Below are 23,631 nucleotides of genomic sequence, written 5' to 3'. Positions count from 1 at the left end.
AAATTCGTCCCTTATCCCGGCAATTTGGTTGTGACGGCGGGGGGGTGTTTTGTTTAATTGACCTTACAAACCCTCATTGCCACTCACGACCCTTTGGGTAAATCGAATATATGGACATCAATCGGACAACCGGTCGCTGAAGGTTGGTCCCTTGTGGACATTCATGGCAAGTCCCTGCAGCTCACGCGGTGAAGGGCGTTTCAAGACACGAACTTCCGGCGCGGGACACTAGAAGGCGGCGAGGGTGTGCCAGGCCAGGCCCGCGTCCTCGGCGTCATCACGGAGGACGACACCCTCGATCAGGCCGTACGGGCGGTCGGCGGCGTAGAAGACCTCGTTGTCGTTCTTCAGCCCGAACGGTGAGAGGTCCACCAGGAAGTGGTGCTTGTTCGGCAGTGACAGCCGGACTTCGGCGACCTCTTCGCGTTCCTTGAGCACGGCCTCTCCCATGGCGTACAGCGTCTGCTGCAGGGAGAGGCTGTGCTTGTCCGCGAAGGTCTCCAACATGATCCGCCGGACCTCCGCGTGGCTCGTGGCCCAGTCGATCCCGTCGCCCTGGTAGCGCCAGCGGGCGGTCACGGCGGTCGCGAGGATCCGGTCGTTCGTCTCGGCCAGCGTCGTGTACTGATCGCGCGGGAAGCCGTGGAACTCCGAGCCGGTCGACTTGAGCACCACGAGATCGTCCAAACCGGACACCACCCAGGCCTGGTCACCTTGGACGGTCACGGCGGTCGTCCGCTTCTCGCTGCCCGCCTGGGAGAACGCGTGGTCGTGGCCGGAGATGCGGTTCCAGCCGTGTTCGTCGATCAGGATGCGGGCGCCGGTGATGTGCTCGAACGAGCCGACGAAATGCCGTCCGAGCCGCAGCGCGAAGTCCTCGATCTCGCCGACCGGGGCTTCCTTGGCGAAGGCGTAGACGGTGTTCTTCTGGGTGTCGGTCGCCACGACGTCGGCGTTGTCGCCGGTGAGATGCGTCGCCGCGAGGTCGCCGCGAAGCGACGTCGAAACGGTGAGGTCCTTGAGGTGGTGGACGGTGCCTTCGCGCTGAACGGTGACGAGCCGGACTTCGGCCTTGCCGTACTGGTTGGGGCCCAGGGTGATGGCCACGGGCGATCAGCTCCCTCGATAGGTGGAATAGGCGAACGGGCTCAGCAGCAACGGCACGTGGTGGTGCTCGGTCCCGTCGGCGATGCGGAAGGTCAAGGTGACTTCGGGGAAGAAGGAGTCCGGGCCGAGGTGGGCGCCGGTGTCGAAGACCAGCCGGTAGACCCCGGGTTCCAGGGTGTCCGGGCCGAGGTCGCGGATCCGGCCGTCGGCGTCGGTCCGCCCATCGGCGACGGGTTCGCCCGCGCCGGTTTCGAGCCGGACGCCGACGTCCGCGGCGGGCCGTCCCGCGGCGGTGTCGAGGATGTGCGTGGTCACGAGGCTCATGCCGTCACCGCCTTCTCCAGCCGCAGCGCGGCGATCTTGGCCAGCTCTTGGCCGGCCACTTCGAGTTCCTTCCCGGGATCGTTCGACAGCCTCGAACGGAGGTTCTCCAGCAGTTCGGCGCCGCTCCGGCCGCTCGCGCAGACCAGGAAGACATGCCCGAACGTCGCTTCGTATTCGGCGTTGGCCGCGGCGAACTCGCGCGCCGCGTCACCGTCCACTCCGGACTGTTCGGAGCGCGACCAGCCCGCTTCGGTGCTCTGGCCGCCCGCTTTCTCCCCGATCCGGGGATGGGCGGCCATGGCGCGCCGGACCTCTTCGGGACGCAACGGGGTGAGCGCCTCGGACGTGGCGAGCAGCGCGGCGACATCGGCGTACGGACGCCTGGCCAGCAGGGTTTCCACCCAGCGCGGGACGTCGAGGCAGGCGGTCAGCGCCGGCCGGACGTCCTGTGCGGGAGCCTCGTTGAACTCTCGAATGGTGAGCGGCACGGGAACTGACGGTACGGCGACGATTCCGCTGCCGTCAACATTTTGTTGAAACAGCTCTTCAGTCTTGGTCCCGGTTGAGGTAGTTGTAGACCGTGAACCTCGTGACCCCCAGTGCCTCCGCGACGGTCGACACCGACTTGCGGAGGCCGAACGCGCCGCGTTCCTTGAGCAGCCGCACCGCGCGCTGCTTGGCGGCGCGGTCGAGGGTGTCGAGTTTGCCGCCGAGTTCGCGTTCGACGTCGCCGATGAGCCGGGCGAGTGCGCTGTGCAGTTCGACCGCGGGCTCGCCCGTGTCGTCGCCGACCTGCCGGAGCTGGAGGGTCACGCGCGTGGCGCCGCCGTCCAGTGCCGCCCTGGCGATGGCGGGAAGGGCGTCGAGGAGGGCGTCGGCGTCGCCGCGGACGAGGGTGCCGAGCGGGCCGAAGTCGGCGGACAGGCCCGCGTCCTCCGCGGTGTCGCGGGCTTTGACGGCGTGCTCGGGTGGCGGGCCCTCGCCGTGGAACGGTTCGCTGGTGAACTCGGCTTCTAACTGCACGAAGCGAAGGTAGCGCCGCCTGGGCTCGTTGACGAGCAGGGTGGCCGGAGTTAATGTCGGAGTGCGAAACCTCGATTCCACTCAGTGGAAGTTGGAGGGCTTTAGATGGACTTGGTGATCAAAGCCGCCCGGGCCGTGACGGCCGCCGGAGAGGTACCCGCGACCCTCGGTGTCGACGGCGGCCGCATCGTCACGGTGGAGCCCGCCGGAGCCGATCTGGACGGCGATCGGGTACTCGAACTCGGTGAGGACGTCGTCCTGCTGCCGGGGCTCGTGGACACGCATGTGCACGTCAACGACCCAGGCCGCGCCGAATGGGAGGGATTCGCCTCGGCGACCCGCGCGGCCGCGGCGGGCGGGGTCACCACGATCGTGGACATGCCGCTGAACAGCCTGCCGCCGACGGTCGACGTCGCGTCGCTGGAGGTGAAGCGCAAGACCGCCGAGGGCCGGGTGCACGTCGACGTCGGGTTCTGGGGTGGGGCGATCCCGGGCAACCTCGCGGACCTGCGTGGTCTGCACGAGGCCGGGGTCTTCGGTTTCAAGTCCTTCCTGCTGCATTCCGGCGTCGACGAGTTCCCGCCGCTGGACGCGCGCGGGCTCGAAGAGGCGATGACCGAACTGCGGACCTTCGACGGCATGATCATCGTGCACGCGGAGGACTCCGACGCGATCGATCACGCGCCCGACCCGCACGGCGAGAAGTACGAGGACTTCCTGCACTCGCGGCCGCGCGGCGCGGAGAACGTGGCGATCGCGCAGGTCATCGAGCTGGCGAGGAAGACCGGCGTCCGCGCGCACATCCTGCACCTGTCGTCCTCGGACGCGCTGCCGATGGTCGAGAGCGCGCGGCGCGACGGCGTCCGGCTGACCGCCGAGACCTGCCCGCACTACCTGAGTTTCACCGCGGAGGAGATCGGCGACGGGGCCACACAGTTCAAATGCTGCCCGCCGATCCGCGAGGCCGGGAACCGCGAACTGCTGTGGAAGGGCCTCGCGGACGGCGTCATCGACTGCGTGGTGACCGATCATTCGCCGTGCACGCCCGAGCTGAAACGCTTCGACAGCGGCGATTTCGGGCTCGCCTGGGGCGGGATCGCCGGCCTGCAGCTCGGCCTGCCCGCCGTCTGGACCCAGGCGCGGCAGCGCGGGTTCGCGCTCACCGACGTCGTCCGCTGGATGGCGGAACATCCGGCCGCACAGGCGGGAATGAAGCGCAAAGGACATCTCGCGCCGGGCTACGACGCCGACTTCAGCGTGTTCGCCCCCGACGAGGCGTTCGTCGTCGACGTCGCGAAATTGAAGCACCGCAACCCGGTCAGCGCCTACCACGGACGGCCGCTGGCCGGTGTCGTCCGGAGCACGTGGTTGCGGGGCGAGGAGATCACCGGAGAAGACCCGGCAGGCGTTCTGCTGACCCGGGGAGACTGCTGAGATGGAGGATGCCGTGAACGACCGTCCTGAGTGGACAGCACTGCCCGACCTGGCCTCGCGCAAGTTCGGCGGGACCGTGATGTGGGCGACGGACGAGTTGTTCGCCGAGAAGGAGAATCTGGTCAACCCCTGGACGCCCGCGCATCAGACGGAGACCTTCGGCCCCAAGGGCCAGGTCTACGACGGCTGGGAGACCCGGCGGCATCGCGAGCCCGGCGACGACCAGGCGGTGATCCGGCTCGGCCTGGCGGGCGCGATCACCGGCGTCATCGTGGACACCGCGTTCTTCAAGGGCAACTACCCGCCGTTCGTCTCGGTCGAGGCGTGCGCCGTCGACGGGTATCCCAACGCGGCCGAAGTGGCCGAAGCGGACTGGGACGTGCTGGTGAAACGCGGCGCGGCGGCGGGGCACACGGAGAACTTCTTCGAGATCGGCGGGAGCAAGCGCTACACGCACGTCCGGCTGACCATGCATCCGGACGGCGGCGTGGCCCGGCTGCGCGTGCACGGCACACCGATCCCGGACCCGCGCCTGCTCGACCTCGGGGCGCTCGACCTCGCCGCGCTGGAGAACGGCGCGGTGGTCACCGGCTGCAGCAACATGTTCTATTCCTCGCCCAACAACCTCTTCTCGCCGGGGCTCGCCGCGCATCAGGCCGAGGGCTGGGAGACCGCCCGGCGCCGGGACGACGGGAACGACTGGGTCACGGTGCGGCTCGCCGGCGCGGGTGTCGTCCGGTTCGCCGAGTTCGACAACAGCAACCTCAAGGGCAACGCGCCGGGCTGGGCGGCGCTGAGCGGCAGGGACGGCGACGGCGAGTGGGTCGAACTGCTGCCGAAGACCCGCTTGCAGCCGGACACGCGGCACCGGTTCGCCCTCGCCGAGGGGCCGGAGGTGACCGAGGTCCGTCTCGACATCTATCCCGACGGCGGGATGGCGCGCCTACGTCTCTTCGGCGCGCTTTCCGAGCGAGGACGCGCGGATCTCGCTGCGCGTTTCGAGGCGGCTCAGGACTGAGCGTCGCGCCGGTTCAGGTACGCGGAGAACAACGAAAGGACGATGCCGACCGAGAAGATCGCGGTGAGCCACCAAGCGCCGCCGATGGACAGGTTCCACACCAGGGCACCCGCCATGAGCAGCGCCATGACGATGTTCCTGATCTGCAGCGGCGTCGGTTTGGCCATGCCGCCACCCTCTCACGGACCGTGGCAGGCCCAGGTCAGGGGGCGGACTGGCGGCGCGAGCTGATCACGCCGGTGTTGAAACCGGCGAGGTGCAGCCCACCGGCGAACCGGGCGTGCTCGATCTTGACGCAGCGGTTCATCACCACGTCCAGCCCCGCCTCCTTGGCGCGGTCGGCGACGGGCTCGTGCCACAGGCCCAGCTGAAGCCAGAGCGTGCGCGCTCCGGCCTCGACGACCTCCTCGGCGACGCCGGGGAGGTCGTCGTGCTTGCGGAACACGCTGACCAGATCCGCCTCGCCGGGCACGTCGGCCAGCGACGGGTACACCGGCCGCCCGAGGAGCTCGTCCAGGCGCGGGTTCACGAAGTTGACCTCGTACTCGCTGGAGGAGAGCAGGTACGTCGCGACGAAATAGCTCGGCCGCGCCGGGTTGTTCGAGGCGCCGACGATGGTCACCGACCTCGTGCGCGAAAGGATGCGGCGGCGTTCGACCGCGCCGACGTCGTAGGTCATCCCGCCACCGCCTTCCCGAGCGCCTGATCGAGATCCCACAGGATGTCGTCGACGTCCTCCAGCCCGACCGACAGGCGGATCAGGTCCGCGCCCACCCCGGCCGAACGCAGCTGATCCTCGGAGAGCTGCTGATGGGTGGTGGACGCCGGATGGATGACCAGTGTCCGCGCGTCCCCGACGTTCGCCAGATGCGACAGCAGCTCGACCGAGTTCACGAACGTCTCCCCGGCCGTGCGGCCGCCGTCGACACCGAAGGAGAACACGGCGCCCGGCCCGGCGGGCAGGTACTTCTTCGCGCGCTCGTGGTGCGGGTGATCCGGCAGGCCCGCGTAGTTCACCCAGGCCACCCGGCTGTCGTTCACGAGGTACTCCGCGACCGCTCGCGCGTTGGCGACGTGGGCGTCCATCCGCTGCGGCAGCGTCTCGACCCCTTGCAGCAGGAGGAAGGCCGAGTGCGGTGAGAGGACGGCACCGATGTCACGCAACTGTTCGGCGCGAAGCCGGGTGCAGAAGGCGTACTCGCCGAAGTTCTCCCAGTACTTCAGTCCGCCGTAGCTTTCGACGGTCTCGGTCATCCGCGGGAACTTGCCGTTGCCCCAGTCGAACTTCCCGGACTCGACGACCACCCCGCCCAGCGTGGTCCCGTGCCCGCCGAGGAACTTCGTGGCCGAATGCAGCACGATGTCCGCACCGTGCTCGATCGGGCGGCACAGGTACGGCGTCGCCAGGGTGGCGTCGACGACCAGCGGGATGTCGTGCGCGTGCGCGAGCTCGGCCAGCCCCGCGATGTCGGCGATCCCGCCGCCGGGATTGCCGATGACCTCGGTGAAGATCAGCTTCGTCCGGTCGGTGATGGCGGCCGCGTAGTCCTCGATGCGGTCTCCGCTGACGAAGGTGGTCTCGATACCGAAGCGGCGCAGCGTGCCGGTGAGTTGCGTGACCGTCCCGCCGTAGAGCCCACCGGCGGAGACGATGTGGTCGCCGGCCTCGGCGAGGGCGGAGAAGGTCAAGAACTCCGCGGCCTGGCCACTACTGGTCGCGACACCGCCGATCGCGCCTTCGAGGCTGGCCAAACGCTCCTCGAAGGCCGCGACCGTCGGGTTGCCGATGCGGCTGTAGATGTTGCCGTACTTCTGCAGCGCGAACAGGTTCGCCGCGTCGGCCGCGTCCTCGAAGACGAAGCTCGTGGTCTGGTAGATGGGCACGGCGCGGGCGCCGGTCGCCGGATCGGGCGTCCCGCCCGCGTGCAGGGCGCGGGTGCGGAAGCCCCAGGTGCGTTCACTCATCGCGCCCGACGCTACCCCGCGTCCCACTCCGTGACCATCGTTCCCAGTCCGTGGCTACTTGCGGTCCAGGGTGATCACCGTGCCGGGACGGTGACCGTTCCGGCGCGGGGTGACCGGACGCGGTTCACGGGACACCGCGACCCCGGCCGGCCGGTGCCGATCGACCGGCAGGACCTCTCGCGAGTTCGTCCGGTCGGCCAGCCGCAGGGATTGCGCCGAGGTCAGCCATTCCTCGGCCGGCTCCGCGATTTCGAGCAGCAGGGCCTCGAACTCCGAACGGGTGGTCTCCAGGATGTGCGGGGCCGCGAGCCAGCGCAGCACCTGACGCCCGGTGACCGCCATCCGCTGACGCGGCGAGGACACCAGCCGCTGGTCGAAGTACCGGATCAGCACCTCGTCCACGGTGTCCCACGCGTTGGCCGCGCCGAACAGGTCCAGCACGTCCTCCGAACCGAGGATCTTGAACGCCTCGGTCAGCAGTTGCATGACCTCGACCCGCAGGACGTTCAGGTGACCGTACGAGGTGAACTTCAGGTTGTTCCGCAGGTCGAGACCGCTGCGCCGGACGACCGCCACACTGCCGAAACTCGGGTCGTACGCGCGTTCGCGGACGACGTCGGAGATCCGCTTGTCCCGCCAGAACAAGGCGACCTGGTTGCTGAACTGCGTGAACAGCTGGTGGAAATCGGTGTTCGGCCGCGAGTTCGCCGAGCCGAGCCCCTTGCCGTAGCCGAGCACCCGCCGATACGCGCTGACACGATCCCGCCGGGTGTAGCGCAGGACGTCCCGCCGGTCGAACCGGTACAGCCCGAACGCGCCGGGGCCGTCCGAAAGCCGGATGGCGCCGCCCTGGAACAGCTCCTGCAGCTTCTGCACCACACGGAACACGCCGATCCGTTCGTGCTGGTACAGGTAGTACAGGTCGCCGACCGCGATGACCCGTTCCGAGGCGACGGTCTCGTCGTAGGCGTCGACACCCGGCGGCATCGCCGTCGCGCCGAGATCCGCGGCCGAACCGTCGCCGAGCCCGACGAGCTGCGCGATCCCGCCGTCCGCGGGCCCTGGTTTGCCCCGCTGCTCGGCCTCGACGGCGGTGAGCATGTCGTCCAGCTGTTTGAGGACCGCGTCGCCGAGTTTCGGATCGCTGCCCAGTTCGTTCGCGAGTTTCCCGGCGACCTGGCCGCGCAGGGCCGCGACCCGGTCGAAGAGTTCCCGGTATTCCTTTTCCGTGCCCATCGTCTTCCTCCCGTACGGGTCCGGCTACTGCCCGGGCCGCTTGCGCGTGGTCCGGGGTTTCGGCGGTTCCTCCGCCTCGGGTGGTGTCCGGCTTTCCCCCGTGCCGTGCCCCTCACGGAGTTCGGCGACCGAAGGCACCGCCGGCGTCCGGCCGGGCGGTGGCGTGAGCTGCGGGGTGGGCGCGGGAGGGTTCGGCTCGGACGACGACGGCGAGCCGTCCCGCCCGATCGGCTCGGCGATCCGGACGACCTCCTGGAGGTGGTCGTCGAGTTCGTCGATGGCCCGCTGCACACGGGAGCTGAAGAAGCCAGGGGGAAGCGACGCGCGGAAGTTGCCGGGCACGTCCCCGTTGGAACCGCCGGTGCTCTGCCGGGGGAGGTTCGCCACGATCCGCTGCAGCCGTGTCGCGATCTGCAGGAACGACGTTCCGACGCCTTCCTTGCCCGCCGACTCGATCAGTTTGCCGCCCTCGAAGGTGGCGAACTCGCGGATCCAGCGCAGCAGCCCGCCGAGCGACATGGTCCCGCCCTGCGGATCGGGGACGCGGAGCACTTCGAGGTCCTCCTGCTGGACGAACACCGACCGCAGCATCGCGACGACCTCGTCGACCTGCGACGCGGTCGCGGACAGCAGCCGGGAGAGGGCGACCACGGCGGGACCGAAGAACGGCTGGCCGCCGGCCGGCTGCGAGAACGGGTCGATCTTGTCGCGTGCGTCCTGCCAGCCCCTGAACAACGAGACCACCCAATCCGTCAGCGTGATGAAGGAGGTCTGGATCCGTTCCTCCTCGATCGTGTTGACCTTGCCCGAGACCAGGCCGAACTCGTCCCGCAGCTGGCCGAGGTGCCCTTGGGTACGGTCTCCGGCGCCGACCGCGAGGCCGCCGTTCCCGAGCAGCAGCAGGAAGAGCTGATCGACCCGTGCCACGCGGATCAGCGGGCTCTCCAGCTCCTGCCGGATCTGTTCGAGGTCGTGCCGGACGAGGGCGCGGAAACCCTCGGCGTTCTCGGGATCCGCGTCCGTCCTCAGTGGACGGAGCGAATCGAGCAGCGCCAGCGAGTCCTTGACCGCGCTCCTTGCCCTCGCCGCGAGCGACGCCTGGCCGCCGGTGACGGCGCCGAGATCGGCCTGGATCGCGTACCCGCGCGGAGTCCATTTCGCCTCGGTGTGGCCTTGGACCTCTTTCAGCTCGAAACTGCCGGTCAGCGCGGCCACGAACCCTTTCGTGTCGCCTTCGCGCCACTTCCAGCCGAGCATGTCGCTGATCGTCTGTTCGGCGAGTTTGCCGGGTGCCGCCGCCGGCGGTGGGTACTGCCCGGTCGACAGCGGATACGCGCTGTCGATGTCCTGTGCGCGCGGCAACGTCGCGCCGCGGTCGTCGTTGATCGTCATCGGGTCGCCCCACATCCCTTGAATTCGGCCAGTTCCACTGCTTCACGCCAGCACCGCACCATCGCGTCCTCCGCCGAGGACAAGGCGGCGGCGCATTGGTCCACCCCGGCGTGGAAGCTCTTCGCCCAGCCCCGCCATTCCTGTTCCCGTCCGTGCACCGCGCGCAGCAGCCCGGAGACCGCGTGATGCGAACGGCAGTGCCCGTCCACCCGCCGCCGCAGGTTCAGCAGCGACGACGCCGTGGTGTGCAACGACTCCGCGCTCACCGGGCGCTGTGTCGCGCGCGTGGCCGCCTCGACCTCTCCGGTGCCGTCCAGGACGACCTCGGCGAGATGGTCCGCCGCGGCGAGCCCGACGCCGGCGGGCCGGTCTTCGGCGACACTGATCTCCAAGGCCCGCCAGCATGCGGCCACCTGGTTCACTTCCTTGCCCAGCCGGGAGAATTCGGTGTCGAGCGTCATCTCGCCCTCCTGCCGAGCTCTTCCATGAAGAAGCCGAAAAGCCGTTTCGGCGGAGCCATCCGTTCGTCGAGTGCGAAGCGGACCGCGCCGATCAGGAACCGTTCCGGGACCACGCCGGGGGAGACCCCGTCGGCCAGCCTTCCGGCGGCTTCTTCGATCATCGCCTGTTCTTTGGCCTCGAACCGCAGCACCTTCGCCAGGGGACGGTGCCCCAGCGAGGGGAACGAGGTGAAGCACATCGCGTCCACCACCGTGGGGATCGCCTTGTCCGCCGTCCGCAGCAGCGCCGGCGGCGCGTTCACCAGCTTCGCGCGCGGGTACAGCTTGTGCCACATCGCCGCGTACGATTCCGCGTGCCGGGTGAAACCCATGCGGCGCAACAGTTCCACCGAGATCTTCGCGCGGAGGTACGGCACCGGGTGCACCGCGCGCGGGGCGAACCCCGTCGTTTCGAGTTCGGTGCGCCCGATGACGTCGAACAGCGAACCGACGACCGCCGGGCCGCCCAGCAGCAGCGCGGCCAGGTCGGCGAACGTCTCCCGGTTCCACCTGACCCAGACGCCGGTCACCTCCCGCGGCACCCCGGCTTCGACTAGCCTCGCCGCCACCTGGAGCGGGATCGCCCTGGCGATGCCGAGGTCGTTCTGCAGGTTGTGACTCACCTCGTGCAGGACCGCGCCGAGTGTCCACGGGTTCACCAGCCGGTGGTACGGGAGCTGGATCAGCGGAAAGGGATTGAGCCGGTTCCCCAGCCGCCGCAAGGGAATCCCGCGGCGCGAGGTGGCCGGGCCGGATCCGGTGCGCAGGTAGCAGAACGGTGGCGGGGTCGGGATCGACCGCCAGCGCCCGATCCCGAGATAGGCGTACTGGTAGCAGTCGAGCGCCACCCGGTCGCACGCCACGAGCCACGGGGCGAACGCGCCTTGCCGCTGGTTGAACAGGTCGAGGTAGAAGTCCCAGACCCCTTCGGTGGTCTTGACCCAGCGCTGTGCCCGTGACTTCGCCCGCAGCAGCCTGGCGAACTCGGCTCGCTCCGGCCGTGCCACCGCCTCGTCCGCGGCACGGCGGACCGCACGGGTCGCGGAGTACAGCGGCTTCCGCAGGGTCGCCATCGTCCGGTTGACCGCCGCGAGATGGGCCCGGCTCGGGCCGGTGGCCGGGTCGCCGAACTCCGACCAGCGGAACGGCCGCAGCGCCTCCAGATGCCGTTCCACGTTGGTGGCCTGGGAGAGCACCCAAGCCGTCAGCTCGTCTTCCCCGGACGGCCTCGCCCGCCGGAACCCGGTGGACGAGGCCGATTCACCGGATGCCGCGGGCGGTGCCTCAGCGGCGGCGCGCACGGCCGCGCGCCTTGCCACGACGGGCGGCGCCCGCCCTGGCCCGGGACTGCGTCCGGCGTCCGCCACGGGCGGCGGGACGACGGCGGCGCTGCTGGGGACGGCCGCGACGGCGCTGTTGCTGGTTCCGGCGGTTCGCGGGCGCGTTCTGCGCGCTGTTCACGGTGTGGCCGACCAGCCTGCGCGTGATGTACCGGGCGTTGATCGGGCGGCCGTCGGCGTACCGGCGCCCGACGTCGCGCGCGGTGCGGCCGATGATCTTCGGGATATGCCGGACGGCGCGGCGGGTCGCCGGGTTCCGCCACAGCTTGCGCCCGAGGTTGACCGCGCCGCGGATCAGCTGCGGACCGTGTTTGATGATCTTCGGCGCCGCCCATTTCGCCGCCTGGAACGCCAGCGGCGCGAGCGCGCCGAGGAAGGCCTCCGCCTCGTCCTCGGTCTCGGCGTTCTCGGCCTGGAAGGCCAGCTGCGCCATCATCTCGGCGTCGGGATAGACCCGCCGCGCCGGATGCGTGAAGTCCTCGTCCTCGGATTCCAGTTCGAACTCGTCCTCGAGTTCGCGGACGACGGCCTCGAACTCGGACTCGAATTCGTCTTCGTCCTCGTACTCGCCGTAGACCTCGTCCTCCAGCTCGTCTTCGAGCTCACGGGCCAGGCCGCCGAGCTCGTCTTCGAACTCGTCCTCGTCCTCGAATTCGCCTTCCAGTTCGTCCTCGAGTTCGTTTTCGAACTCGGCCTCGAGTTCACGGCTCAGCTCGTCTTCCAGCTCGCCGTCCACTGCCGCATAGCCACGGCTCATAACCGTTCTCCTCTGCTCCGGTGAAAATCCGCGATCGCCGGCGCGGTGCGTCGGTGAGCACTGACCCGACACTGCCCGCATACCGGGGGACACCGGTAGTCACACGTTCTTGCGTGACATGAATCGACTAGTTCGTACTTGTCACACAAACCGACGATGCGCTTTTCCTGTCGGAGGGGTTTGCTAGAGAAGGAGGGAGACCTAGAGGGGGGAGACCGGTCTATGTCCACGAGCCCGGTGATGGGATTTCCTGCTTCATCGATACACGACCTCGCGCGGCAGCGGGCGACGGTCGTCACGGAGGACGAAGCCGTACGAAACCTGGCGAGATCACTCGTCAGACGTGTCATGGAACTGAACGACGGGGGCTCCGTGCAGCGGAAGCCGCTGCTCGACGTCACCGAGCACGGCGTCAGATGCCTGCTCGTCCCGGTGGCGCCGGAGCCGCACGACCTGCTCAGCCCGCGTGAGCACGAGGTGGCGCGCATGGTCGGCCGTGGCTATACGAACAAGCAGATCGCCGGTGTCCTGGAAATCAGCTTGAACACGGTTTCCGCGCATATGCGCCGGATCTTCACCAAACTGGGGGTCGGCAGCCGGGCGGCGATGGTGGCCGCGTTGACCGGTGAGAATCTCGCCGCCGGATGAGGCGATCGCCACGCGGGCCCCATTGGTCACAGAACCGCGTCGGCGGGCCTGGAGCGAGTAGGCCGGGTGCTCGTGAGTGGCGATTCGGGTTCTAAGCCGAATCGCCACTCACGAGGACGTGGCACCGCACTCACGTGATCGAAGGCGGAACTCGCATGATCGAAGGCGGAACACCCCGAGTGCGGCCTCCGATCACGCGAGTCACGTCCCTGATCACGCGAATCACGCCTTCGCTCACGCCCGCGCCTCTCCTGCTAGTCCGTGAAGGCCTCCTTGAGGGACCCAGAGTCCCTCAAGGAGGCCTTCACGGACTTTCGACTTGTCCCGTCAAGAAACCGCGCACTACCCGAGAGCCGCGCGCAGCCGCCGGTCCCGTTCCGCCGGGGTCTGCCGGGGGCAACTGGTGCACTTCGGGTTGCCCGCCTCGTAGATCAGGCAACAGGAAGCGCGGCGCACCACGGTGTTCCGCCCGACCCTGGCGAACCGCGGTTCCGGCAGCCCGAGCCCGATCGCGGCCACGAGCGGTGCCGCCAGCGCGATCGCCCGTTCGGTGTCGCCGGTCCACAGCAGGCGGTTGCCGATCGAATCCGTGGCGATCGCGCCCAGCGCACGCGGATTCGCCCCGGTGACGGCCGAAATCGTGCCGATCGCCGTGCCCAGCGTCCCGGCGAAGGCGTCACCGAGTTCGGCGACGCCGCCGGCGAGGAGCCGTGACGATCGGGCGCCGGTGAAACGGCCGTCCGGGACGAGGTCGATCGTGACGGCGTCGAGTGACGGGTCCAAGGGCTCGCCGCGAACGAGTGATTCCACTGAGGGCGCGACGAGGACGGAAGAGAGCGAGTACCACCAGATCGTGCCGAGCACCTCCGGCCGGGAGCAGCCGTAGAGCTTCGCGGCGCCGCCGATGCGGGCGCTGACCCAGGCGGCGTCGGCGAGCAGGGTCGCGGGTGCCTCCATCAGGACACCGGCCGGTACAGCGTCACGCCGAACGAAGTGGTGACGTCCACCGGTCCGGTGATCGCGTCGAGGCGTTCACGCCTGCCGTCACGGTGGAGGTGATGTGCGCTCGGGCCCATCTCCACCACCTGGCGGATCTGGGCGGGCGCCAACGTCACCTGCCGGGTGACGTCGTGCCGGTCCACCCGGGTGAAGTGTTCGCCGAGGGTGTCCTCCAGCCGCGCGTCCTTGCCGCCGTCGACGGAGATCACCAGGTCGCCCAGTTCCCGGAGGTGACCTGGGTTCGGTGTGGCGACGGCCAGCAGCCCGTCCGGGGCGAGGACGCGGTGGAACTGCGGGGCGTTGCGGGGAGCGAAGACGTTGAGGATCAGCGACGCGCACGAGTCCGCCACCGGCCAGGGCTCCCAGAGATTCCACACGGCCGCGCCCACGCGCGGGTGCGCGCGAGCGGCCCGGCGCAGGGCGACGGCGGAGACGTCGAGCGCCAGTCCGTACGCGGCGGGGACGGCGTCGAGCACGTGCGCGAGGTAGTACCCCGTGCCCGCGCCGGCGTCGATGACCATCCCGTTCTCGACGTGCTCCGAAGCGACCTTCGCGAGGGCGTCGGCGAGTGGCAGGTAAACACCCGAAGAGAGAAGGTCGGCACGGGCCGCGACCATCGGCGCCGTGTCCGCGGTCCCCGCCGGGATACGCGCGTGCAGAAGGTTGACGTAACCCTGCTTCGCCACGTCGAACGAGTGGCCTCGGCCGCAACGCACCGTGCGCTCGTTTACGCCGACCGGGTCACCGCAGACCGAACACCGCAACGACCGGACGATCGCCGGTGGCAGAGGGTCATGGCCGGATACACGCGCGTTCATGGCCCTATTCGACCACGAGGTTTCGCAACCGGACAGAACGCACCAGGTCACCGGAAACCTGGCCGTAACAACGCCGTACCGACAGTTCACGCGGGTGAAACCTGAATCGCCGCCCGAGGAAACACCGCGGTCCAAAAATTCCTGCGCAGTACACCCCAGGCACGGGAGGAAGATTGTGCTGAACGCAGGAGACACCGCATGGGTGTTGATCAGCGCCGCGCTGGTCATGCTCATGACACCGGGATTGGCGTTCTTCTACGGCGGCATGGTCCGCGCGAAGAGCGTTCTGAACATGTTGATGATGAACTTCATCGCGCTGGCCGTGGTCGGTGTCCTCTGGACGCTGTACGGCTTCACGATGGCGTTCGGCAACGACGTCGGTGGCGGGTTGCTCGGGAACTTCGACTTCGCGGGTCTCTCGACCATCTCCGGCAAGCTCGCCGGGTTCGCGACCGCCGCGACCAGCTCCACACCCGAGGTCGCCTGGCCCGGCGCGGACGCGTTGCCGCTGTTCGCCTTCGTGATGTTCCAGCTGATGTTCGCGATCATCACGCCCGCGCTGATCTCCGGTGCCATCGCCGACCGCGCCAAGTTCTGGGGCTGGACGCTGTTCGTCGCGGTGTGGGTGACCATCGTGTACTTCCCGGTCGCGCACTGGGTGTTCTCGTTCAACGGCTTCATCAGCGCCGATTCGGTCGGCGGCTGGATCGCCAACCAGCTCAAGGCGCTCGACTTCGCCGGCGGGACCGCGGTCCACATCAACGCGGGCGCGGCGGGTCTCGCGCTGGCGATCGTGCTCGGCAAGCGCAAGGGCTGGCCGAAGGGCACCGGACGCCCGCACAACGTGCCGTTCGTGCTTCTGGGCGCCGCGCTGCTGTGGTTCGGCTGGTACGGCTTCAACGCCGGTTCGGCGCTGGCCGCCAACGACCTCGCCGCGGTCGCGTTCACCAACACCACCGTCGCGACCGCGGCCGCCATCCTCGGCTGGCTGATCATCGAGCAGATCAAGGTCGGCAAGCCGACCACGCTCGGCGCCGCCTCCGGTGCCGTCGCGGGTCTCGTCGCGATCACCCCGGCGGCCGGTTTCGTCAGCCCGCTGGGTGCCATCGCCATCGGTCTCATCGCCGGTGCCCTCTGCGCACTGGCGATCAGCCTCAAGTTCCGCTTCGGTTTCGACGACTCCCTCGACGTCGTCGGCGTGCACCTCGTGGGTGGTCTCGTCGGCACGCTGCTCATCGGTTTCTTCGGCACCACCAGCGTCAACTCGCTCGGTGTCGACGGCCTGTTCTACGGCGGCGGCCTCGGCCAGCTCGGCAAGCAGGCGCTCGCCGCGGCCGTGGTACTCGGCTACTCGTTCGTGCTGACCTTCGTCATCGGCTGGGTGATCAAGAAGCTCGGCGGATTCCGCGTCAGCGCGGAGGACGAGGTCAGTGGTATCGATGAGGCCCAGCACGCGGAGAGCGCGTACGACTTCACCGGTTCGGGCGGCGGCCTCGGCCAGCCGAGCTCCATCCCGGTCAAGACGTCCACCGGAACCGCGGCCACGAAACTCGAGGAGAGCAAGGCATGAAGCTGATCACCGCGATCGTCAAGCCGTTCACGCTCGACGACGTCCGCTCCTCGCTGGAGCAGCTGGGCGTGCTCGGCATGACGGTCAGTGAGGTACAGGGCTACGGCAGGCAGAAGGGCCACACCGAGGTCTACCGGGGCGCGGAGTACTCCGTGGACTTCGTGGCGAAGCTGCGGGTCGAGGTCGTCACCGACGATTCCAACGTCGAGAAGGTCCTCGACGCGATCACCACGGCCGCCCACACCGGCAAGATCGGTGACGGGAAGATCTGGGTGACGCCGGTGGAGACGGTCATCCGGGTACGCACCGGCGAGCGCGGCTCGGACGCCCTATAGGCGCCCACGATGGCCGACGGGGGTGAACTGGTCAAGGCCACCGAGCGTTTGCTCGAAGGCAGGCACGGGAGGCTAGGGGCGTCCGCGTTGCGGGCGGCCTTGGTCGACCTCTACGAATTCTGGTTGGGCAAGGGCGCTTCGGCGGCCGGCGTCGACACCGCTGAACCCGGTGTCGCGCTGGCCGCCGTCGGCGGCCTCGGGCGCAGCGAACTGGTGCCCTTCTCCGATCTCGATCTGTTGTTGCTGCACAACGGCAACTCGCACGTCGGCGAGATCGCCGACGCGATCTGGTATCCGTTGTGGGACGCGAAGATCGGCCTCGACCACTCGGTCCGCACGCCGGGTGAGGCGCTGAAGGTGGCGTCGGAGGATCTGCGGACCGCGATGGGGCTGCTCGACATCCGCCATATCTCCGGGGACGCGGAGATCACCGCGAGGCTGGCGGCCGCGGCACGGGATCAATGGCGGCGGACGGCCAGGAAACAGATGGACGAACTGTCGGACGCGGTGCGTCAGCGCTGGGCCCGCAGCGGCGAGATCGCGCAGTCCGCCGAGCCGGATCTCAAGCACGGCCGAGGAGGGCTTCGCGACTTCGCCGTCCTCGAAGCGCTGGCGGCGGCACAGCTGACGGCGAGGCCCGGCGAGGAATTGCTCGCGGCCAAGAGCCTGCTGCTCGACGTCCGGACGGAACTGCGCCGGGAACTCCGCCGGGAGCGGGACATCCTCAGCGCGCCGGAGGCCGAGACGGTCGCGGGTGAACTCGGCTTCGGCGATCGGTTCACGTTGGCGCGCAAGCTTTCCGGTGCCGGGCGGACGATCGCGTACGCGGTCGACGTCGCGCTCCGGTCCACTGTGGAACCACCGAAGGCGCGGTTCGGCCGCCGTCCGGTGCGGACGCCGCTCGACGAGGGTGTCGTCCTGCACGGGAACGAGGTCGCGCTGGCGCGGGACGCCTTGCCCGCCAAGGATCCGGCGCTGCTGCTGCGGGTCGCCGCGGCGTCGGCCCGGATCCGCAAGCCCATCGCGCACGGGACATTGCGGGCGCTCGCCGACACCGCCCCCGAACTGCGTGCGCCGTGGCCGGCCGACGCCCTCAAGGCGCTGGTGGAACTGCTCGGCGCGGGCGAGGGACTCGTCGACGCCGTGGAGGCGCTGGACCGCACGGGCCTCTGGGCGCGGCTGTTCCCCGAATGGGGGGCGGTGCGGGATCTCCCGCCGAGGTCGCCGGTGCATTCGTGGACCGTCGACCGGCATCTCGTCCGGGCCGCGGTCGAGGCGTCGAAACTGACGACCACCGTTTCGCGGCCGGATCTGCTGCTGATCGGCGCGTTGCTGCACGACATCGGCAAGGGCCGCGACGCGGACCATTCCGAACTCGGCGCGAAGATCAGCGCACAGGTGGCGGCCCGGCTCGGGTTGTCGTCGGCCGATTCGGCGCTGGTGGCGGCGATGGTGCGGCATCACCTGTTGCTGCCGCACACCGCGACGCGGCGGGACATCAGCGATCCCGCCACGATCCAGCGGGTCACCAAGACCCTCGACGACAACCTCGTCCTGCTGGAACTGCTGCACGCCCTGACGACGGCGGATTCGCTGGCCACCGGGCCGGGGGTGTGGACGGACTGGAAGGCGCGCCTGCTCGCCGAGCTGGTGTCGGGTTGTGAAGAAGCGTTGCACGGCAAGGGTTTCGTGCCGCCGGAGCCGATGGGCGCCGAACAACGGGAGCTCGTCGCCGAAGCCGTGGCGTCCGGCCGCGGCGAGGTGCGCATCACCGCCGCCGGCAAGGTGGTGACGGTGGTGCTCGCGGTCCCGGCCCGCGCGGAACTGCTGGCGCCCGCGGCCGGCGTGCTCGCGCTCAACTCGCTCGAGGTCCACGCGGCGGTACTGCGCGGGCACGACGGGGGACGGGCGGGAGTCTTCACGGCGTCACCGAAGTTCGGCTCGCTGCCCGACGTCACGTTGCTGCGGGAGCAGTTCGCGCGGGCGGTGGCGGGGACGCTGCCGCTCACCCAGCGGCTCGCGGCGAAGGAACGGGATTACGGCGGAGGGGAGACGCCGTCGGCCGGGGCGAAGGTGATCTGGTTCGACGACGAGACCAGCGGGCACGACACGGTCGTCGTCGAACTGCGGGCCGCGAACCGGATCGGGTTGCTGTACCGGGTCGCGGGCGCGTTGCGCCGGTGCGAGGCCGAGGTGCGGTGGGCGAAGGTGGCCACGCTCGGTGGCGCCGTCGTCGATTCGTTCGCCGTCGCCCCGCGGAGCGGCCTGGTCGACCAGGCTTGGCGGTCGAAGGTCGAAGCGGCGCTGCTGACGGCCGCTTCCTGACATTCGGGGTGTCGCGCGAGTCACGGAAGGTGGCGGTGGCAGGATGTGCGCGGTCGAGACCTGAAGGAGCCGGAGGGTGGTGAGCGCGTGCCCGGTCCACAGCGTGTCACGTTGCCGCCGACGGTCGTGGCCTCCCATCTCCGCGCGTGCGCGGACGACCTCGCCGTCTCCCTCACCGCCTCCGGTCCCGCCGCGACCGTGCCCGAACTGCTCAAAGTGGTCCGGCACCTCGTCGCGGGCCAGCAGGCACTGGCCATCGCGCTCGAAGGCATGGCGGGCCGGGTCGAAGGGGGAGGCGAAGGCGCGCTTGCCACCGCCCCGATGGTCGACGTCGAGGTGGTCGCTGAAGTGCTCCGTGCGGCGGCCACCGCTGTCGACTGTTCGGCCGAGGCGCTCGCCGAATCGCGTCCGTCATTCGAATGTGTGAGCGATTCAGTCGCCCCTGACACCCGTTTGTAGCTGTCCCGCCGCTTCGGCGCGTGGATACGCTGGCCAGGCGGAGGTGGGCCATGCGCGCGGTGTGGAAAGGCACGATCGGATTCGGGACCTACGCCATTCCGGTGAAGGCGTACAGCGCGACCGAAGAGCACAACATCCCCCTCCACCAGGTGCACGAGCCGGACGGCGGCAGGGTGCGGGTGAAGTGGGTCTGCGAGGTCGACGGCGCCGAGGTACCCGCGGCCGAGATCGCCAAGGGCTATCCCGTCCCCAACGGTGACGTCGTCCTGCTGACCAGCGGGGATTTCGCGTCGCTGCTCGCGCCGACCACCCAGTCGATGGACGTCGTCGGCTTCACCCCCGCCGACCAGGTCGATCCGATGTATTTCGCGCGCAGCTACTACCTGGAACCGGAGCCGGCGGGCACCAAGCCGTACGTGTTGTTGAGCGAAGCGCTGCAGCAGTCCGGGCGGATCGCGATCGTCAAGGTGACCTTGCGGCAGCGCGAGACGCTGGGCGCGCTGCGCGTGCGGGACCAGGTGATCCTGCTCGAGACGATGCTGTGGCCCGACGAGATCCGGCGGCCGGATTTCCCGTTCCTGCACGAGGACGTCGACCTGCGGCGCGGGGAACTGCAGCACGCGGTCTCGCTGATCGAAGACCTCACACGGGATTTCGAACCCGGCCGGTACACCGATCGCTACCGTGAGGCGCTCGAAGCGCTCATCCAGGCCAAACTGGACGGCGACGACGTACGCCAGCCGACCGCCGCCGAACAGGCGGAAGGGGTGACGCGGCTGCTGGCCGCCTTGCAGCAGGGCCCGGTCGAGAAGGCCAAGGAAGCGGCCGACAAGGCACGTCAGGCGCGGACACGGGCGAAGCGGGCTGCGTCGTCGGCGTCGTCGGCCAAGACCAGTTGAGTAGATCTACTCAGGGGGAGTTGGGGGTCTTCACGCTGCCGTGACCCCACGGTGACCGGGCAAGGTTATGCCCATCGCGCGGAGAGAGCGCGGGCAGCGAATCGCCTGGTACTGGGGGTCCGGCGATACCGAGTCCCGCGAAGCTCGCCAAGTGTGCTTACGGTCGGCTCGCGGGGAGGCGAGCCTTCCGTAGGGGCTCCGGTACCGGTCTGCGAGGGGCGATCGGTCCCGGAGCCCTGTTTTTTGCGCTAGTAATTACGCATGGGCGAGGCCTGGCCGTCATGCGATCGCGAGGATTGCCGTGGCGTGCGCGTCCCCGGCTTCGATCACTGCCTCGAGCACCTCGAAACCGGGCAGCAGGACGAGTACTTCCGTGGTCTCTCGCTCGGCGCCGAAGTCGATCTCCGGGGAACCGGGCTTTCCGGGGAACTCGTCGGGAGACTCGTCGACGCCGTCGGCAGCATCGACGGCCGTCGCGCGGAGTTCGGCCGCGCGGATTTCGCCGAAGCGCGCTTCCACGGTCTCGTGGTTTTCGAAGACGTCACGTTCTTCGACGCGGACTTCACGGATGCCACGTTCGAAGGCACCACCAGATTCGACAAGGCCGGCTTTCGTGACAGCGCTTCGTTTCTTCGCAGCCGGTTCGGCGGGTCGGTGACGTTCGAGGACGCTTCGTTCGAGAAGACCACGTTCGAGGACACGCGGTTCGGTGGGCGCGTCTCCTTCGAGAACGCGAAGTTCGAAACCGACGTGTCGTTCTCGCGCGGATTCCCCGGTCAGGTTTCGTTCGCCGGAGCGGAATTCGCGGGCGAAGCGGGCTTCGGCTCGTTGCGTTTCGACGGCCGCGCCATGTTCAGCGGTGCGAAATTCCGTGGCGCCACGACGTTCTCGGAATCCCGTTTCCAGGACTACGCCTGCTTCAAGGACTCCCGGTTCGACGGAGACGTGAAGTTCGAAGGTGCGCGATTCGCGACGACGGCCCGCTTCCGAGGGGTGGATTTCACGGCGGCCGAACGCTTCGGGCCGGTCACCGCCGAGCACCTGATCTTCGGGCGTGCGACCTTCCGCAGACGGATGCTCATCACCGCCGAAGCCGAGGTGGACTGCGCCGAGACCAGGTTCGAGGACGGGGTCACGCTCAGGCTGGGCGCGAACTCGGCGGCCTGCCTGCGGCGGACGATCTTCGGCAAGGCGTCGACGGTCATGGGACCCGCGTCGGTGAAATCCGTCGAGGGCACGGATGTCGCGGATGTCGTGTTCACCGACATCGACCTCGCGGGCTGTCTTTTCACCGGCGCGCATCACCTGGACAAGCTGCGGCTGGAAGGTGACTGCGGATTCGGTTCGTACCGCAAGCGCCAGGTGCTCGCGGAGGAACGGGAGTGGCGGGCCGACCGGAATGCCCCCGTCGGCCCGCGGCGCATCGCGGATCTCTACCGCCAGCTCCGCAAGGCACAGGAAGACAGCAAGAACGAACCCGGTGCCGCCGACTTCTACTACGGCGAGATGGAGATGCGCCGCCACAGCCCGGCCACCCCGTGGTCCGAGCGCGTCATCCTCCACCTCTACTGGCTCGTCTCCGGCTACGGCCTCCGCGCCCTCAGAGCCCTCGCGACCCTGGCGGTCCTCATCGCCGTCGTGAGCACGAGCATCTGGCTAGGCGGCTTCAAGACCACGCCCGCCTTCGGGGACACCTTGATCTACGTCGCACAGAGCACCGTTTCGCTGGACACGAAGCTGGCGTCGCTGCCGAAGGAGCTGACGCCGTTCGGCGAGGTCCTGCGGCTGGTCATGCGCGTCCTCGGGCCACTGCTGCTCGGGTTGACGCTGCTGGCCGTCCGCAACCGCGTCAAACGCTGACCCCGGACACCGACTACCCTGGGAAGCCGCCGGTCCGTACCGGCAAGCCACAACGACCCAGCTGGAGCGTGCACACCCGTGTTCGACACCCTCTCCGATCGGCTCACGTCCGCCCTGCAGACCCTGTCTCGCAAGGGCAGGCTCTCCGACGCCGACATCGACGCCACCGCGCGCGAGATCCGGATCGCGCTGCTCGAGGCGGATGTCGCGCTGTCTGTGGTCAAGGACTTCATCGCCCGCATCAAGGAGCGCGCCAAGGGCGCCGAGGTGCACGGCGCGCTGAACCCGGCGCAGCAGGTCATCAAGATCGTCAACGAGGAACTCGTCACCATCCTCGGCGGCGAGACCAGGCGGCTCACCTTCGCGAAGAACCCGCCGACGGTCATCATGCTCGCGGGTCTGCAGGGTGCCGGTAAGACGACGCTCGCGGGCAAGCTCGCGATGTGGCTGAAGAAGCAGGGCCACGCGCCGATGCTGGTCGCCTGTGACCTTCAGCGCCCCAACGCGGTCACGCAGCTGCAGGTCGTCGGCGAGCGGGCCGGGGTCGCGGTGTTCGCGCCCGAGCCCGGCAACGGCGTCGGAGACCCGGTCGACGTCGCCCGCCGTGCCATCGACGAGGCCAAACGCGCCCAGCACGACATCGTCCTGGTCGACACCGCCGGCCGTCTCGGCGTCGACGAAGAGCTGATGAAGCAGGCCGCGGACATCCGCGACGCCGTCTCGCCGGACGAGACGCTGTTCGTCGTCGACGCGATGATCGGTCAGGACGCGGTCACCACGGCCGAGGCGTTCCGCGACGGCGTCGGCTTCACCGGTGTCGTGCTCACCAAGCTCGACGGTGACGCCCGCGGTGGTGCCGCGCTGTCGGTCCGCCAGGTCACCGGGCAGCCGATCCTGTTCGCCTCCAACGGTGAGAAGCTCGAAGACTTCGACCTCTTCCACCCGGACCGGATGGCCAGCCGGATCCTCGGCATGGGCGACGTGCTCAGCCTCATCGAGCAGGCCGAGCAGCATTTCGACCAGGAGAAGGCCGAGCAGACCGCGGCCAAGCTCGGCAGCGGCCAGCTCACCCTCGAAGACTTCCTCGAGCAGATGCTCGCGGTCCGCAAGATGGGCCCGATCGGCAACCTGCTCGGCATGCTGCCCGGCGCCGGCCAGATGAAGGACCAGCTCGCGCAGGTCGACGACAAGCAGCTCGACAAGCTGCAGGCGATCATCCGCGGCATGACCCCCGCCGAGCGGGCCGACCCGAAGATCATCAACGCCTCGCGCCGGGTGCGGATCTCGAAGGGGTCCGGTGTCGCCGTCCGCGACGTCAACGACCTGGTCAACCGGTTCTTCGAAGCGCGCAAGATGATGGCGCAGATGGCGGGCCGCTTCGGCTTCGGCGGCGGAGGCGGCGGCAGCAAGAACCGCAAGGGCAAGAAGGGGAAGAAGGGCAAGGGGCGCGGCCCGACGCAGCCCAAGGTCCGCGGCGGCTTCCCCGGCGGTATGCCGATGCTGCCCCCGGGCGGCGGGATGCCCGGGGGAGCTGGCATGCCCGACCTCTCCCAGCTCGGCGGCATGAACGACGTACCCGGGTTCGACCCGAAGAAGTTCAAGCTGCCGAAGGACAAATAGCC

General features: G+C 69.0%; 24 protein-coding genes. 10 read left to right on the top strand and 14 right to left on the bottom strand.

Features of this window, described 5'->3' with window-relative positions; all coding sequences use genetic code 11:
- Nucleotides 1-228: 228 nt before the first annotated feature.
- The 4 genes from pucL to ACFWIW_RS12985 are packed head-to-tail and all read right to left on the bottom strand — an operon-like array spanning nt 229 to nt 2,454.
- Nucleotides 229-1,107 (bottom strand): factor-independent urate hydroxylase, encoded by an 879-nt coding sequence (pucL, locus tag ACFWIW_RS13000; protein WP_378368612.1) that lies wholly within the window; start codon nt 1,105-1,107, stop codon nt 229-231.
- 6 nt (nt 1,108-1,113) lie between these two features.
- On the bottom strand, nt 1,114-1,431 hold the full coding sequence (gene uraH, locus ACFWIW_RS12995) for a hydroxyisourate hydrolase (RefSeq protein ID WP_093932934.1): 318 nt from the start codon (nt 1,429-1,431) through the stop codon (nt 1,114-1,116).
- The gene (gene uraD / locus ACFWIW_RS12990) at nt 1,428-1,919 is read right to left on the bottom strand and encodes a 2-oxo-4-hydroxy-4-carboxy-5-ureidoimidazoline decarboxylase (protein WP_378368611.1); all 492 of its coding nucleotides are present in this window, start codon (nt 1,917-1,919) and stop codon (nt 1,428-1,430) included. Before uraD ends, uraH begins: the two co-directional genes overlap by 4 nt.
- A 58-nt stretch (nt 1,920-1,977) precedes the next feature.
- Entirely contained in the window at nt 1,978-2,454 is a 477-nt protein-coding gene (locus tag ACFWIW_RS12985; RefSeq protein ID WP_378368610.1) for a helix-turn-helix domain-containing protein, read from the bottom strand.
- A gap of 105 nt (nt 2,455-2,559) precedes the next feature.
- Between ACFWIW_RS12985 and allB the strand changes: the two genes are divergently transcribed.
- Together allB and alc are read left to right on the top strand one after the other, a co-directional pair.
- Nucleotides 2,560-3,888 (top strand): allantoinase AllB, encoded by a 1,329-nt coding sequence (gene allB, locus ACFWIW_RS12980; protein ID WP_378368609.1) that lies wholly within the window; start codon nt 2,560-2,562, stop codon nt 3,886-3,888.
- 1 nt (nt 3,889) lies between these two features.
- On the top strand, nt 3,890-4,906 hold the full coding sequence (gene alc / locus ACFWIW_RS12975) for an allantoicase (protein ID WP_378368608.1): 1,017 nt from the start codon (nt 3,890-3,892) through the stop codon (nt 4,904-4,906).
- On the opposite strand, the gene ACFWIW_RS12970 is transcribed toward alc, so the two are convergent.
- Genes ACFWIW_RS12970 through ACFWIW_RS12935 form a run of 8 tightly spaced genes read right to left on the bottom strand, consistent with a single transcriptional unit; the run spans nt 4,897 to nt 12,096 of the window.
- Nucleotides 4,897-5,073, bottom strand: coding sequence for a hypothetical protein (locus ACFWIW_RS12970; protein ID WP_167337779.1), 177 nt, complete (start codon nt 5,071-5,073; stop codon nt 4,897-4,899). The genes alc and ACFWIW_RS12970 overlap by 10 nt on opposite strands.
- A 35-nt stretch (nt 5,074-5,108) precedes the next feature.
- Entirely contained in the window at nt 5,109-5,585 is a 477-nt protein-coding gene (locus ACFWIW_RS12965; RefSeq protein ID WP_378368607.1) for a CoA-binding protein, read from the bottom strand.
- The gene (locus tag ACFWIW_RS12960) at nt 5,582-6,871 is read right to left on the bottom strand and encodes an O-acetylhomoserine aminocarboxypropyltransferase/cysteine synthase family protein (RefSeq protein WP_378368606.1); all 1,290 of its coding nucleotides are present in this window, start codon (nt 6,869-6,871) and stop codon (nt 5,582-5,584) included. The genes ACFWIW_RS12965 and ACFWIW_RS12960 overlap by 4 nt, the downstream gene beginning before the upstream one ends.
- Nucleotides 6,872-6,925: 54 nt before the next feature.
- Entirely contained in the window at nt 6,926-8,107 is a 1,182-nt protein-coding gene (locus ACFWIW_RS12955; protein ID WP_037342298.1) for a hypothetical protein, read from the bottom strand.
- Between the two features lie 24 nt (nt 8,108-8,131).
- A complete protein-coding gene (locus tag ACFWIW_RS12950; RefSeq protein WP_378368605.1) occupies nt 8,132-9,499 on the bottom strand; it encodes a hypothetical protein in 1,368 nt (455 codons plus the stop codon).
- Entirely contained in the window at nt 9,496-9,960 is a 465-nt protein-coding gene (locus ACFWIW_RS12945; protein ID WP_378368604.1) for a hypothetical protein, read from the bottom strand. The genes ACFWIW_RS12950 and ACFWIW_RS12945 overlap by 4 nt, the downstream gene beginning before the upstream one ends.
- Nucleotides 9,957-11,300, bottom strand: coding sequence for a hypothetical protein (locus ACFWIW_RS12940; protein ID WP_378368603.1), 1,344 nt, complete (start codon nt 11,298-11,300; stop codon nt 9,957-9,959). The genes ACFWIW_RS12945 and ACFWIW_RS12940 overlap by 4 nt, the downstream gene beginning before the upstream one ends.
- A complete protein-coding gene (locus ACFWIW_RS12935) occupies nt 11,284-12,096 on the bottom strand; it encodes a hypothetical protein (protein WP_240594245.1) in 813 nt (270 codons plus the stop codon). The genes ACFWIW_RS12940 and ACFWIW_RS12935 overlap by 17 nt, the downstream gene beginning before the upstream one ends.
- A 348-nt stretch (nt 12,097-12,444) precedes the next feature.
- Here ACFWIW_RS12935 and ACFWIW_RS12930 point away from each other — a divergent pair, with 348 nt between their 5' ends.
- Nucleotides 12,445-12,744 carry a helix-turn-helix transcriptional regulator gene (locus ACFWIW_RS12930; RefSeq protein ID WP_043848303.1) on the top strand — a complete coding sequence of 100 codons (300 nt, stop codon included), beginning with the start codon at nt 12,445-12,447 and terminating at the stop codon, nt 12,742-12,744.
- A gap of 342 nt (nt 12,745-13,086) precedes the next feature.
- Here ACFWIW_RS12930 and ACFWIW_RS12925 read toward each other — a convergent pair whose 3' ends face one another.
- Nucleotides 13,087-13,701: a (2Fe-2S)-binding protein gene (locus ACFWIW_RS12925; protein WP_378368602.1), complete on the bottom strand. Its 615-nt coding sequence runs from the start codon at nt 13,699-13,701 to the stop codon at nt 13,087-13,089.
- The gene (locus tag ACFWIW_RS12920) at nt 13,701-14,561 is read right to left on the bottom strand and encodes a putative RNA methyltransferase (protein ID WP_378368601.1); all 861 of its coding nucleotides are present in this window, start codon (nt 14,559-14,561) and stop codon (nt 13,701-13,703) included. The genes ACFWIW_RS12925 and ACFWIW_RS12920 overlap by 1 nt, the downstream gene beginning before the upstream one ends.
- 175 nt (nt 14,562-14,736) lie before the next feature.
- On the opposite strand from ACFWIW_RS12920, the gene ACFWIW_RS12915 reads away from it, so the two are divergent.
- The 7 genes from ACFWIW_RS12915 (at nt 14,737) to ffh (ending at nt 23,629) form a co-directional block, all read left to right on the top strand.
- Nucleotides 14,737-16,131: an ammonium transporter gene (locus ACFWIW_RS12915; RefSeq protein WP_378368600.1), complete on the top strand. Its 1,395-nt coding sequence runs from the start codon at nt 14,737-14,739 to the stop codon at nt 16,129-16,131.
- Nucleotides 16,128-16,466, top strand: a complete 339-nt coding sequence (locus ACFWIW_RS12910; protein ID WP_038509839.1) for a P-II family nitrogen regulator — start codon at nt 16,128-16,130, stop codon at nt 16,464-16,466. Before ACFWIW_RS12915 ends, ACFWIW_RS12910 begins: the two co-directional genes overlap by 4 nt.
- Nucleotides 16,467-16,475: 9 nt before the next feature.
- A complete protein-coding gene (locus ACFWIW_RS12905; protein WP_378368599.1) occupies nt 16,476-18,791 on the top strand; it encodes a [protein-PII] uridylyltransferase in 2,316 nt (771 codons plus the stop codon).
- A gap of 45 nt (nt 18,792-18,836) precedes the next feature.
- A complete protein-coding gene (locus ACFWIW_RS12900; RefSeq protein ID WP_378368598.1) occupies nt 18,837-19,250 on the top strand; it encodes a hypothetical protein in 414 nt (137 codons plus the stop codon).
- 50 nt (nt 19,251-19,300) lie between these two features.
- The gene (locus ACFWIW_RS12895) at nt 19,301-20,149 is read left to right on the top strand and encodes a Ku protein (protein ID WP_378368597.1); all 849 of its coding nucleotides are present in this window, start codon (nt 19,301-19,303) and stop codon (nt 20,147-20,149) included.
- Nucleotides 20,150-20,455: 306 nt separating this feature from the next.
- A complete protein-coding gene (locus tag ACFWIW_RS12890) occupies nt 20,456-22,009 on the top strand; it encodes a pentapeptide repeat-containing protein (protein ID WP_378368596.1) in 1,554 nt (517 codons plus the stop codon).
- Nucleotides 22,010-22,087: 78 nt separating this feature from the next.
- Nucleotides 22,088-23,629, top strand: a complete 1,542-nt coding sequence (gene ffh / locus ACFWIW_RS12885; protein ID WP_063271547.1) for a signal recognition particle protein — start codon at nt 22,088-22,090, stop codon at nt 23,627-23,629.
- Nucleotides 23,630-23,631 lie beyond the last annotated feature (2 nt).

It is taken from the genome of Amycolatopsis sp. NPDC058340 (genome assembly GCF_042723975.1).
Taxonomy (GTDB): Bacteria; Actinomycetota; Actinomycetes; order Mycobacteriales; family Pseudonocardiaceae; genus Amycolatopsis.
Note: the sequence above shows the minus strand (reverse complement) of the source record. Positions and strands in the feature narration are given on the sequence as shown.

Coding starts and splice junctions, on each gene's coding strand:
- uraH (WP_093932934.1), bottom strand. CDS start 1,431: ATGAGCCTCGTGACCACGCACATCCTCGACACCGCCGCGGGACGGCCC.
- allB (WP_378368609.1), top strand. CDS start 2,560: ATGGACTTGGTGATCAAAGCCGCCCGGGCCGTGACGGCCGCCGGAGAG.
- alc (WP_378368608.1), top strand. CDS start 3,890: ATGGAGGATGCCGTGAACGACCGTCCTGAGTGGACAGCACTGCCCGAC.
- ACFWIW_RS12970 (WP_167337779.1), bottom strand. CDS start 5,073: ATGGCCAAACCGACGCCGCTGCAGATCAGGAACATCGTCATGGCGCTG.
- ACFWIW_RS12965 (WP_378368607.1), bottom strand. CDS start 5,585: ATGACCTACGACGTCGGCGCGGTCGAACGCCGCCGCATCCTTTCGCGC.
- ACFWIW_RS12960 (WP_378368606.1), bottom strand. CDS start 6,871: ATGAGTGAACGCACCTGGGGCTTCCGCACCCGCGCCCTGCACGCGGGC.
- ACFWIW_RS12955 (WP_037342298.1), bottom strand. CDS start 8,107: ATGGGCACGGAAAAGGAATACCGGGAACTCTTCGACCGGGTCGCGGCC.
- ACFWIW_RS12950 (WP_378368605.1), bottom strand. CDS start 9,499: ATGACGATCAACGACGACCGCGGCGCGACGTTGCCGCGCGCACAGGAC.
- ACFWIW_RS12945 (WP_378368604.1), bottom strand. CDS start 9,960: ATGACGCTCGACACCGAATTCTCCCGGCTGGGCAAGGAAGTGAACCAG.
- ACFWIW_RS12935 (WP_240594245.1), bottom strand. CDS start 12,096: ATGAGCCGTGGCTATGCGGCAGTGGACGGCGAGCTGGAAGACGAGCTG.
- ACFWIW_RS12930 (WP_043848303.1), top strand. CDS start 12,445: ATGGAACTGAACGACGGGGGCTCCGTGCAGCGGAAGCCGCTGCTCGAC.
- ACFWIW_RS12925 (WP_378368602.1), bottom strand. CDS start 13,701: ATGGAGGCACCCGCGACCCTGCTCGCCGACGCCGCCTGGGTCAGCGCC.
- ACFWIW_RS12920 (WP_378368601.1), bottom strand. CDS start 14,561: ATGAACGCGCGTGTATCCGGCCATGACCCTCTGCCACCGGCGATCGTC.
- ACFWIW_RS12910 (WP_038509839.1), top strand. CDS start 16,128: ATGAAGCTGATCACCGCGATCGTCAAGCCGTTCACGCTCGACGACGTC.
- ACFWIW_RS12905 (WP_378368599.1), top strand. CDS start 16,476: ATGGCCGACGGGGGTGAACTGGTCAAGGCCACCGAGCGTTTGCTCGAA.
- ACFWIW_RS12895 (WP_378368597.1), top strand. CDS start 19,301: ATGCGCGCGGTGTGGAAAGGCACGATCGGATTCGGGACCTACGCCATT.